Source organism: Microbacterium sp. Cr-K20 (genome assembly GCF_000708325.1).
Classification (GTDB): Bacteria; Actinomycetota; Actinomycetes; order Actinomycetales; family Microbacteriaceae; genus Microbacterium.
Genome location: NZ_JARE01000001.1, coordinates 23,963 through 35,161, shown reverse-complemented (window position 1 = coordinate 35,161; position 11,199 = coordinate 23,963). Strand labels below are relative to the sequence as shown.

Genomic DNA, 11,199 nt, shown 5'->3' with positions numbered 1-11,199 from the left:
TGCGCCCAGACGTAGCCGTTGTCGATCTGGACCGTCGGAATCGGATCTGACGTGACGACGTTGTCGTCGCGTTGCAGCAGCGGTGGAGGTGAGGTCTCGGCCACCGCCGCTCCGCCACCGGATGAGACCAGGCCGGCGGCGACCAGGGCCCCGACGGCGGCGCCGATGGCCGCTTTCCGGGCGCGCTTCAGCGCAAAGATGTTCCCCATGTATTCGTTCCCCAGAGATAGATGCCGGCCCTTCAGGCCGACATGACATCGCCGCGCGTTCCCACCGAGTCGGCTTCCCCACGAGCCTGCGACACGGTCGAGCCGCGACGACGAACCTATGCCCGGACAGGTAGCCCGTGGCAGGTAAAACGATACGGACCGGAGGGCGGGAGCGCCACGGATCCCGCACCTTCATACCGGATCGCGCACGGCCCCGGTGGTCGCGTCGAGCGTGAGGCGATCGGTGCTACTGCCCGGAGCCACCGGGAGGCCGCTGCCGCGTCGGGCGCAGCTGCCGGAGCTTCGCGATGAGCATCGTCGCGCGCGTGAGCTCGATGCCCAGGATGAGGAGGATGATCAGCGCCGCGATCCAGTACAGCTCCATCACGTTGCCGACCTCTCCCGACTCTGCGTAGTTGGTCGTGGTGGCCGGCGCCTCCGGCAGCACGGGGGCGGCCTCTGCGGTCCGATGCTCGTACTCCACGCCGAGCTGGTCGGCGATGGCCTCCAGGTTCGTCTCGTCGATCACGGAGAGGGCGTCTGCCCCCTCGTACTGGATGTACTCGGCACCGCCCTCGGAGAGCCCGCCCGTCGTGATGCGCATCGGCCCGCCCTCCGCAGTGCCGTAGCCGAACACGGCCCCTGCGTCGGTGTACTTCTCGCTCGAGCTGAACGACTCGGGCTCGCTGTCGACCGTCTGCTCCCCGTCGCCGAAGTAGAACACCATCCGCGAGCGGTCGGGCGATGATTCCGCCGCCGACGCGAGGGTCTCGGTCAGCAGGGGTGCCGCGATGCCGATCGAGCTCCCGCGCGACTGACTCGTCACTTCGGGCCGCAGCACCTCCAGCGATCCCATGAGCGCCGTGGTGTCGGTGGTCAGCGGCATCCTCAGCTCGGCCGCCGCATCCGAGGTGATGAGCGCGAAGCGTGCTCCTGGGTACTCCTCGACGAGCGTGCGCACGTCTTCACGGATGCCGTCGAGCCGCGGTTCGCCCTCGTCCCAGTCCTCGGCCACGATGCTCGCGGTCGTGTCGACGACGAGCACGATGTCGGTGTCGGTCGCGAGCGTCTGGGTCGCGCCTCCCGGGATACCGGGGCGCAGCAGCAGCGCGGCGCAGGCGAGCACCAGCACCAGGCGCATCGCCCACAGCGCGCGGTGTCCGGCGACCGTGCGCGTGTCGGCAGGCGCCCCTCCGGCGGTCCGGGGCGGTCGCACCAGGACCCAGATCGCGAGTGCGGCGACCGGGGCGCACAGCAGCAGGATCAGCAACGGGTTCAGCACGGGCTGGAAGATCACAGTCGCACCCTCCACAGCACCACGACGAAGCCGAGGAGACAGACCGAGAGCACCGCGATCCAGAGATTCGGGGCGTCCGTCCAGACCACCTGCGCCTCGCCGCGCAGCTCGGTCGCCTCCTGCTCCTGCACCTGCTCGACGATGTCGGAGACCGTCGTCGTGTCGCGCAGGCCGAATGCGGCCCCGCCGGTGGCCTCGGCCGCGGCGGAGAGCTCCGCGCTGACATCGGCATCCTTGCCCTGCACGGGATTCAGCGCGAACACCCGCACGTCCTTCGAGGCCGCGTAGGCCGCGGCCTCATCGAGCGTGACGATGGAGGCGCCGTTGACCTCGTTGTCGGTCGCGAAGATCACCGACCGCGAACGGTCGTCACCCGGACGATCGAATCCCATCGTGCAGGCGGCGAGGCCGTCTCCGATCAGGGAGGCGCCGTCGCCGTTGAGCGTGCCGACCCAGTGCTCGGGGATCTGGTCGACGTAGTCGAAGCTCCGGGTCATGCTCTCCAGGTGCTCGCGGATGAAGTCGTAGTCGTCGGTCAGCGGGAAGATCTGCACCGGGGAGCTGTTGAAGATCGTCAGCCCGATCCGCTCGCCCTCGAAGTCGTCGAGCAGCTCTTCGAAGACCGTCAGCACCTCGACGTCGACCTCGGACATCGAGCCGGAGACGTCGAGGCACAGCATGATGTCGCGGCTCGTGTTGACCGGCTGGATGGTCTGGGCCGACATCGGCCGAGCGGCCACGACGCCCGCCACGATAGCCGTCACCGCGCCCAGAGCCAGGATGCCCGACAGCGCGAAAGCCCGCCGCGCCAGCGCTCGACGGAACGTCGGCAGTGCGCGCAGGCGCTCGGCGCGAGCGACGCGCGCCGTGTCGCCGCCGCGACCACCTCCGCTCCGCCGCAGCCCGAGGATCAGGCCGACCGTGACGGCGACCAGGACGACGGCGACCGCGGCGACCAGCATCCACACGTTCGCTAGTGCCACGCCCGCACCACCGTTCGTGCGGCCTCGGCGCCCGCGATCGGATCGATGGCCGGCCCCGGACGGAAGATGCTGGGGTAGTAGTGCCTGCCCATGGCGTCGATCAGGGCAGGATGCACGCCCCGCGCCACGAGGTCGTCGAGCGCGAGCACCGGGGCCTCCAGGCCGCTGTACTCGTTCACGAACGTGCGGACGACGCGGCTCAGTTCGAGGTTCGCCTGCCGGGCGGTGAGTCGGCTCTCGCGGTACTCGTTCTCGATCTGCTGGATGCGACCCATGTACTCGGTGCGCAGCTGCGACAGCACGTCGATGATCAGCGGCGGATGCCCGGCGGCCTCATCCACGGGGAGCGTGCGCCGCGGCCGCGTGAGCACGATGAGCAGCCAGGCGCCGAGCACCAGGAGAACGAGGATGCCGATCGCGAGCAGCATCCATCCCCAGCCGTACTGCGCCGGCGGGTAGAGCTCTTCAGAGCCGGGCATTCGACCTCCGGTTCAGCAGCTGCAGCAGCTGCGCGACGGCGTCGTCCTGCCCGTCGAGGGAGGAGTGGCTGATCTCGAGGCGGGTGAGGAGCTCATCCCGGCGCGCCGCGTCGGCATCGTGCTGCGCGGTCAGCTCCTGCACGATGGCACGGTCGCCCTGCACGAAGTCCGGCACCTGCCAGCGGCTGTCCGCGTCGCTGCGGATGCGTCCGGTGGCGTGATCCAGCACGGGGTCGGCGTCACGCAGGGTGAGCCAGAGCACGTCGTGCTGCACGCGCAGGCGGCGCAGCATCCGCTCGGTCTCGCTCGTCACCGGGGCCTCGTCGGTGATGACGACCACGATCATCCGGCGGGAGATCGTGCGGGTCACGAATGAGAGCAGGGCGTCGCGGTCGCTGGGCGCCGAGCTGTCGTCGATCGCCCGGTCGATCGTGCGCAGGGCGTGTTCGAGCGCGCCCTCGCTGCGGCCGGGCGCGAGACGCCGCACCTTCGCCGCATCGCCGTAGACGGTGCTGAAGTCGTCGCCGTGGCGCAGCGTGAGCACGCCGAGCGCCCCCGTCGCGAGGATCGCCAGTTCCTTCTTCGACCGCTCGTCGGCGGCGAGGGCCGACATCGAACGCCCCGTGTCGACCACGAACAGCACCGTGTGCATGCGGGTCGCGCGGGAGCGCTTGACGAGCGGTGTACCCAGCCGCGCGGTCGCCCGCCAGTCGATGTCGCGCACCTGATCGCCGTACTCGTACTTGCGCAGGTCTTCGAAGTCGAGGCTCCGCCCGTGCAGGAGCGACGCGTAGGCGCCGTCGAGCGCGTGCAGCGACTTGCGCGTCGAGTGGATGAAGAGCTTGCTCTTCACCTGCGTGATCAGGCTGGCCATCGGAGGGGTCAGGGCGTGGGGACCGACGCGAAGATCTGGTCGATGATCTCTTCGCTGCGGACACCCTCGGCATCCGCCTCGAAGGTCAGCAGCACGCGGTGGCGGAGCACCAGGTGGCGCAGCTCGCGGATGTCTTCGGGCAGCACGTGGGAGCGGCCCTTCAGCAGTGCCAGCGCCCTGGACGCCTGCAGGAAGGCGATGCTCGCACGCGGGCTCGCACCGTACTTGATGAAGCGGGCGCTCTCCTCGCCGATGTACGGCGCGGGGTTCCGGGTGACGTAGGCGATCGACACGATGTAGTTGCGGATCGCGGGGTCGACGTAGATGCGGCTCGCGACGTCCTGCAGCAGGCGCACGTCGTCGAGACTCACGGCGCTGGTCACATGCCGATCCGGGTCGAGCACGCCGGAGTCGATGCGGCTGAGCACCTCGAGCTCCTCGGCGGGGCTCGGGTATTCGACGATCTCCTTGAGCAGGAAGCGGTCCATCTGCGCCTCGGGCAGCTCGTACGTGCCCTCCTGCTCGATCGGGTTCTGCGTGGCGATCACGAGGAACGGCTTCGGCAGGTGGTGGATCTCGCCGCCGATGGTGGTCTGGTGCTCCTGCATCGCCTCGAGCATGGCGCTCTGCGTCTTGGCGCTGGAGCGGTTGATCTCATCCAGCAGCACGAAGTTCGCGTGCACCGGACCGAGCACGGTGCGGAACGAGCCCGTCGCCGCGTCGTAGATCTGGTTGCCGGTGATGTCGCTCGGCAGGAGGTCGGGGGTGCACTGGATGCGCTTGAACTGCGCCTTCACGGTGTCGGCGAGAGTGCTGGCCGCCGTGGTCTTGGCAAGACCGGGGACACTCTCGAGCAGGATGTGGCCGCCGGCGATGAGCGACACGAGCAGGCTCGTGCGCAGCCGCTCCTGACCGACCATCTTCGCCGAGTACGAGGTGGAGATGATGCGCAGGACCTCGGTCGCCCGTGCCATCTCGGCATCCGTCGGAGCGCCGTTCGCGGGTGCCGACGCGGGTGCGGGGTCGGGTGTGCGCGCCGGGGCGGGCGGGGGCGGAGGCGCGGCCGGATACGGGGATGCGGCGTTCAGGTCATGCATGCTCTCTCCTCCTGAGGAGCGCGGCGCGTCCCCCCGCGGACCAGCGTAATCGCATCCGTCCGCGCCGTTCCCAGCCCGACCCACCCGCACCGCTCACCTGCATGAACGGATGACGGATGCAGGAGGGCTCGCCGTCCGCCCCTCATGCATCCGTCGAAGGGTCATGCATCCGGAGGGGCGACGAAGCCGTCGGCTCCCGCGACCGACACTGATACCGTCGAAGGGCAGCCGCTTTCCGGGCAGGTCGAGCCTTCCGCTCCCACCGGGACAGAACTGTTCCTCGCTCGGATGCGGCCGCTGACCGATACATGACTGAAGAGTATGAGGACGATACGTGACGAGCAGAGAACGAGTAGCGATCATCGGCGCCGGCCCCTCGGGGATGGCGCAACTGCGGGCCTTCGAGTCCGCGGGCCGCGCGGGGGCGGACATCCCCGAGCTGGTCTGCTTCGAGAAGCAGGCCGACTGGGGCGGACAGTGGAACTTCACCTGGCGCACCGGACTCGACGAGTTCGGCGAACCGGTGCACTCCAGCATGTACCGCAACCTGTGGTCGAACGGCCCGAAGGAGGCGCTGGAGTTCGCGGACTACAGCTTCGACGAGCACTTCGGCCGACCCATCTCCTCCTATCCACCGCGTCCCGTGCTGTGGGACTACATCGCCGGCCGCCTGGAGAAGAGCGACGTGCGCGACCTGATCCGTTTCCAGACGGTGGTGCGCTGGATCGAGTTCGACAGTGAGCGCGAGGTCTTCACGCTCACCAGCGAGAATCTGCCCACCGGTGAGTCGACCGTGGAGGAGTTCGACCGCGTCATCGTCGCCAGCGGGCACTTCTCCTTCCCGAACATGCCGGACTTCGCCGGTATCGAGACGTTCCCCGGCTACATCAGCCACGCCCACGACTTCCGCGGCGCCGAGGCGTTCGCCGACAAGGACGTGCTCGTGATCGGCGCGAGTTACTCGGCGGAGGACATCGGCAGCCAGGCGTTCAAGATGGGCGCCCGCTCGGTCACGGCGAGCTTCCGCTCGGCACCGATGGGTTACGACTGGCCCGAAGGCATCGAGGAGCGCCCGGTCGTCGAGCGCTTCGAGGGCGACGTCGTGTTCTTCGCCGACGGCACGTCGAAGCGCGTGGATGCGGTGATCATGTGCACCGGATACCTGCACAAGTACCCGTTCCTGCCCGACGACCTGGCGCTGTCGTCGCCGAACAACGTCTACCCCGACGGCCTCTACCGGGGCGTGGTCTGGCAGGGCAATCCGCGTCTGACCTACCTCGGCGCGCAGGACCAGTGGTTCACGTTCAACATGTTCGACGTGCAGGCCTGGTACGTGCGCGACCTGATCCTCGGCCGCATCGTGCTGCCGGATGAGGCCGAGCGCGCCGCATCCAGCGCCGAGTGGCGCGCGCGATTCGGGCAGATCGACTCGGCGGCTGCGGAGATCCGCTTCCAAGCCGACTACATCCGCGACCTGCTGGAGCTCACCGACTACCCGGAGTTCGACATCGACCGGGTCGTCGAGATCTTCCTCGCGTGGAAGCACGACAAGCAGGACGACATCATGGGCTACCGCGACCGCGTCTACGAGTCGGTCATGACCGGCACGCTCGCGGTCGTGCACCACACGCCGTGGCTCGAAGAGCTCGACGACTCCCTCGAGCGGTACCTCGATGTGGATCCGGACTCGGTCGAGACGGCTCGCATGGTCGGCGGCCTGCCGCGCGACGACGACCGTGAGGCGCTCGCCACCCTCTGAGCCCGCATGAGCCGCACTCCGTCCCTCCCGCCCTCAGCGGTGTGAGGGACGGAGTCATCAGAGCGCGGCGTCAGAGCGCGAGGTCGGCGGGCGGCACGGTGGCGTCGGCCGCCGAGTCCGACACGGTCGCGCGGCGGCGACCGACCCAGACGACGAGGGCGGCGGCGCCGATGATGATGGCGGCGATCAGGAGCACGTAGAGAGAGACGCCGACGTAGCCGCCGGTCTGCGTCGGGTCGAGGAACGGATACGGGTACCAGTACGGCTTCCCCGTCGCCGGAGCGATCACCAGGTTCGCGCGGATCAGGGTGTAGATCACCCAGACGATCGGGAAGATCGCGGCGATGCCGACGGCTCCCCATCCGAGAGCTCGGCGACGCGGTGCGAAGAGGACGTCGGCCAGCATGATGATCGGGATGACGACGTGGAGCACCTCGTTGGACCAGCCGACGGTCGAGCCCTGCGGCAGCTCGATGCCGCGCAGCAACAGGTTGTACACGACGCCGGTGACGATCATGTAGGTGCTCGCACACATCAGCAGGATCGCCAACCAGCGAGGTTCGGCCGTCGTCGTGCTGCGGCGCGCCAACCCCCAGATCCCGCCGCACGCGAGCGCGACCGCGGCCAGGACGTTCGACTCGATGGTGAAGAAGCTGAAGAAGTTCGCGATGACGGTGGGCAGGTGCGCGCCCCACTCGGTCGTCGCCGCCCCCGCGATCTCCAGGGAGCGGATGAGCTGCGCCACGATCGCGGCGACCGCGAGAACGGCTGCGGCGATGCGCAGGTAGGGCCACCAGGTCGTCGTCATGTTCGCCTCCGTCGGCAACTGTAGCGGCAGAAAACCATGGACCGCGGGACCGATATATCGATATCGTCGGACCGATCACGCAGGTGCGCGCATGGCGGAGGGGCATATGAGCGACAGCGGTAACGGCACGGTCGATGCGGGTGTGGTGAAGAAGGGGCGGTTCCGGCGAGCCGGACTCAGCATCCAGTCGAAACTCCTCATCATGCTGCTGGCGGTGAGTCTCGTGTCCTCCGTGATCGTGGGCGCCATCGGCTTCATCAACGGGCGTCAATCCCTGCACGACTCGGCGGTGGACCAGCTCATCACCATCCGCTCGATGCGGGCGGCCGAGATCACGACCGCGATCGAGAGCGTCCGTCGCGATGCCTCACTGAACTCCCGAAACCTCAGCGCGCAGAACATGTCGACGGCAGTGAACGCGGGCTTCGCCGATCTCGCCGACGCGGAGCTCGACGAGAGCGCGCAAGCGGAGCTCGAGGCCTACTACCAGGACGCCTTCATCCCCGAGCTCGAGGGGCGTTCGGGTGAGGAGTACGGCGACACGGCCTTCATCCCGGAATCCGATGCCGGGAAGTACGTGCAGTCGCAGTACGTCACGGGCAACCAGGACTTCGACGCCGACTACGACGCGCAGCTCGCACTAAACGACAGCGGCGACGGCACCAGCTACTCGGCCGCGACCGGAAGGTACGGCGACTACTTCACGCGCCTGGTGCAGGAAGCCGGATACGAGGACGCCCTGCTGCTCAACCTCGACGGCGATGTCACCTACTCCGCCTACAAGGGGGTCGAACTCGGCACGAATCTGTTGACCGGGCCCTATCGTGATTCGCTCCTGTCGAAGGCGTACTCCGAGGCGATCGCCACCAACTCCGTCAACACGGTCGTCCTCACCGACTTCGATCGGTGGATCCCCTCCCTCAACGTCCCCGCTATGTGGGTCGTCTCCCCGGTCGGCAACGACAACGGAGTGACGGGTGCCATGGCGTTCCAGATCTCGATCGACACGATCAACGACGTGATGACCGGTAACGAGGACTGGAAAGCGCAGGGCCTCGGCGACACCGGCGAGGTGTATCTCGTCGGACGTGACGACCTCATGCGCAGCACCGCTCGACGGCTCGTCGAGGACCCCGAGGACTACGTCAAGCGCCTGACCGCCGGAGGGATGGCGCCGACCATCGTCGACCGCATCGGCGCCATCAAGGGCACCGTCCTGCTGCAGCCCGTCGACACGAAGGCCGTGCAGGAGGCGCAGGCGGGCCGCAGCGGCACCATCGTCGGCCGCGACTTCGTCGGCGGCGAGAGCGTCACCGCCTACGCCCCGCTCGAGATCGAAGGTCTCGACTGGGTCGTGATCGCACGGATCGACACCGCCGAGGCCTTCGAGCCGGTGAACGTCTTCACCCGCAACGTGCTGCTGTCGCTGCTCGGCATCATGCTCGGCGTCTCGCTGCTGTCGCTGCTGCTCGCGCAGGTGTTCACGCGGCCGATCCACCGGCTCGTCGGTGCCGTGCACCGTGTCGCGGAGGGCGACCTCGACGTGCAGGTGCCGCAGGGCTCTCGCGACGAGTTCGGCGACCTCGGCAGCGCCTTCAACGACATGGCCTCGAGCCTGCGCATCAAACAGGAGCTGATCGAGGAACAGCAGAAGGAGAACGAGAAGCTGCTGCACACGCTCATGCCGGCGAGCGTCGCGACCAAGTACAAGCAGGGCGAGGAGGCGATCACCGAGGCGCACGAGAACGTGTCGGTCGTGTTCGCCGAGCTGGTCGGATTCGACGACCTCGCGCGCGACATGAGCGCGGAGGAGGAGATCGGCCTCCTGAACACGCTCATGCGCGGGTTCGACGAGGCCGCCGAGAAGGCGGGCGTCGAGAAGGTGCGCACCCTGCGCGGCGGCTACCTCGCCTCGTCGGGGCTGATCGTGCCGCGGGTCGACAACATCCGCCGCACGGTCGACTTCGCCCGCAATCTGGTCGGTGTGCTCGAGCGCTTCAATGCGCAGAACGGCACCCAGATCTCGCTGCGTGCCGGCGTCGACACCGGGACGGTCACGAGCGGCCTCGTCGCGCGGACCAGCCTCGCCTACGATCTGTGGGGCGATGCGGTGAACCTCGCCTACCGGGTGCGCTCGGTCAGCGGCGAGCCCGGCATCTACGTGAGTCAGACGGTGCGCGACCGCACCCAGGAGCTGGTCACCTACGTCGAAGCGGGGACGGTGGAGACGCAGGGCAGGACCGAGACCGTGTGGAAGGTGGTCTGATCATGGGCGACGTGTTCACGGGCGGCTGGGGCTGGTGGGTGCTCGCACTCGCCGTCGGAGTGCCCGTGGTCCTGGTCGTCCTCACCGAGCTGATCGGTGCGCTGACCCGCCGGGGGAACCCGGTCGCGAAGCCGCTGCGGATGCTGCGCAACTGGGTCATCCCGGTCGGCGCATTGTTCGCGCTGCTGATCTTCGCGATCCAGTCACCGGCGGATCAGGTGTGGACGCGCGTGGTGGCGACGGTGTTCGGGTTCCTCGTGATCCTGCTCGTGCTGTCGGCGTTCAACGTGGCGCTGTTCGCCAACGCGAAGCCGGGCTCGTGGCGCGAGCGCATCCCGTCGATCTTCGTGGAGATCGGCCGACTCGTCCTGGTCGGCGTCGGACTCGCGCTGCTGTTCTCATGGGTGTGGGACGCCGACGTCGGCGGGCTCTTCACCGCCCTCGGCGTCGGCTCGATCGTGATCGGTCTCGCTCTGCAGAACGCAGTGGGCGGTGTCATCTCGGGTCTGCTGCTGCTGTTCGAGCAGCCGTTCAAGATCGGCGACTGGCTGGATGCCGCCGGGGTGCGGGGCCGGGTCGTCGAGGTCAACTGGCGTGCGGTGCACATCGACACGGGCTCCGGCATCCAGATCGTGCCGAACTCGTCCCTGTCGGGGGCGTCGTTCACCAACCTCAGCGAGCCGGAGGGGCCGTACTCGGCCGAGACCGCGGTGACCTTCTCGACCGACGACCCGCCGCACGAGGTGATGGCGCTGCTCGTCGAGGTCGCCGACTCGCTGCCGATGCGGCTGCAGCGGCAGCGGGCGACGGTCGTGTACTCGGGAGCCGGTGCGTACTCCGTGTCGATCCCCGTCGCGGGGCCCGCCGATGCGTCTCGCGCGCTGTCGATGTACCTCTCCTGGCTCTGGTACGCCGCGCGACGCCGCAGTTTCGCCCTCGACGGCGACTCGACCGATCCGCTCGCCGAGCCGCAGCGCCTGGTCGAGGCGATGCAGGAGATCGCGCCGACCCTGCACCTGCGCGACGACGACATCGAGGCGATCCTCTCGGACTCCCGGCTGGAGCGCTACGGCGTCGGCGAGATCGTGCTGCCCAGCGGCGTCGTGCCGGACGAGGTGCGCGTGGTGCTGTCGGGTCGTGCGGTGCTCGCCCTCGAGGTCGACGACGGCCGCGTGGATTTCGCCGCTGCGGAGAAGGGCGATCTCATCGGGCAGACCGCCCTCACCCGCGAGCGCACGCAGGCGGTGACGGTGGCCGGGGAGATCCTCACCGTGGTCGTGCTGCCGCTCACCACGATCGATGCGCTGATCCGCACACGTCCGCGTCTGGCCGCCGAGATCGGTGAGTCGCTCGAACTCAAGCGGACTCTGGCGGCCTCGCGGCTCGCGGAGCTCGGGATCGCGCGGGGAGTCATCACCGGGCGCTGA

At 68.6% G+C, this 11,199-nt stretch carries 10 protein-coding genes; 3 read left to right on the top strand and 7 right to left on the bottom strand.

The features are described from left to right. The 6 genes from GZ67_RS0100170 to GZ67_RS0100145 all read right to left on the bottom strand — a co-directional run. On the bottom strand, positions 1–209 hold a 209-nt coding region (locus tag GZ67_RS0100170; RefSeq protein WP_029273722.1), incomplete at its 3' end, for a hypothetical protein. Positions 210–456: 247 nt separating this feature from the next. After that, positions 457–1,506 carry a VWA domain-containing protein gene (locus tag GZ67_RS0100165; RefSeq protein WP_029263247.1) on the bottom strand — a complete coding sequence of 350 codons (1,050 nt, stop codon included), beginning with the start codon at positions 1,504–1,506 and terminating at the stop codon, positions 457–459. Next, the gene (locus GZ67_RS0100160) at positions 1,503–2,489 is read right to left on the bottom strand and encodes a VWA domain-containing protein (RefSeq protein ID WP_231481644.1); all 987 of its coding nucleotides are present in this window, start codon (positions 2,487–2,489) and stop codon (positions 1,503–1,505) included. Before GZ67_RS0100160 ends, GZ67_RS0100165 begins: the two co-directional genes overlap by 4 nt. Then, complete coding sequence (locus GZ67_RS0100155) at positions 2,480–2,968, bottom strand: hypothetical protein (RefSeq protein WP_029263245.1); 489 nt, start codon at positions 2,966–2,968, stop codon at positions 2,480–2,482. Before GZ67_RS0100155 ends, GZ67_RS0100160 begins: the two co-directional genes overlap by 10 nt. Further along, the gene (locus GZ67_RS0100150; RefSeq protein ID WP_029263244.1) at positions 2,955–3,842 is read right to left on the bottom strand and encodes a DUF58 domain-containing protein; all 888 of its coding nucleotides are present in this window, start codon (positions 3,840–3,842) and stop codon (positions 2,955–2,957) included. The genes GZ67_RS0100155 and GZ67_RS0100150 overlap by 14 nt, the downstream gene beginning before the upstream one ends. Positions 3,843–3,850: 8 nt before the next feature. After that, positions 3,851–4,939: an AAA family ATPase gene (locus GZ67_RS0100145; RefSeq protein ID WP_029263243.1), complete on the bottom strand. Its 1,089-nt coding sequence runs from the start codon at positions 4,937–4,939 to the stop codon at positions 3,851–3,853. Between the two features lie 334 nt (positions 4,940–5,273). Between GZ67_RS0100145 and GZ67_RS0100140 the strand changes: the two genes are divergently transcribed. Continuing rightward, positions 5,274–6,698, top strand: a complete 1,425-nt coding sequence (locus GZ67_RS0100140; protein WP_036303920.1) for an NAD(P)-binding domain-containing protein — start codon at positions 5,274–5,276, stop codon at positions 6,696–6,698. A gap of 70 nt (positions 6,699–6,768) precedes the next feature. Here GZ67_RS0100140 and GZ67_RS0100135 read toward each other — a convergent pair whose 3' ends face one another. After that, positions 6,769–7,506: a Pr6Pr family membrane protein gene (locus tag GZ67_RS0100135; protein ID WP_029263241.1), complete on the bottom strand. Its 738-nt coding sequence runs from the start codon at positions 7,504–7,506 to the stop codon at positions 6,769–6,771. Positions 7,507–7,612: 106 nt separating this feature from the next. On the opposite strand from GZ67_RS0100135, the gene GZ67_RS0100130 reads away from it, so the two are divergent. Beyond that, a complete protein-coding gene (locus GZ67_RS0100130; RefSeq protein WP_051662213.1) occupies positions 7,613–9,772 on the top strand; it encodes an adenylate/guanylate cyclase domain-containing protein in 2,160 nt (719 codons plus the stop codon). A 2-nt stretch (positions 9,773–9,774) separates the two neighbouring features. Beyond that, on the top strand, positions 9,775–11,199 hold the full coding sequence (locus tag GZ67_RS0100125; protein WP_029263239.1) for a mechanosensitive ion channel domain-containing protein: 1,425 nt from the start codon (positions 9,775–9,777) through the stop codon (positions 11,197–11,199).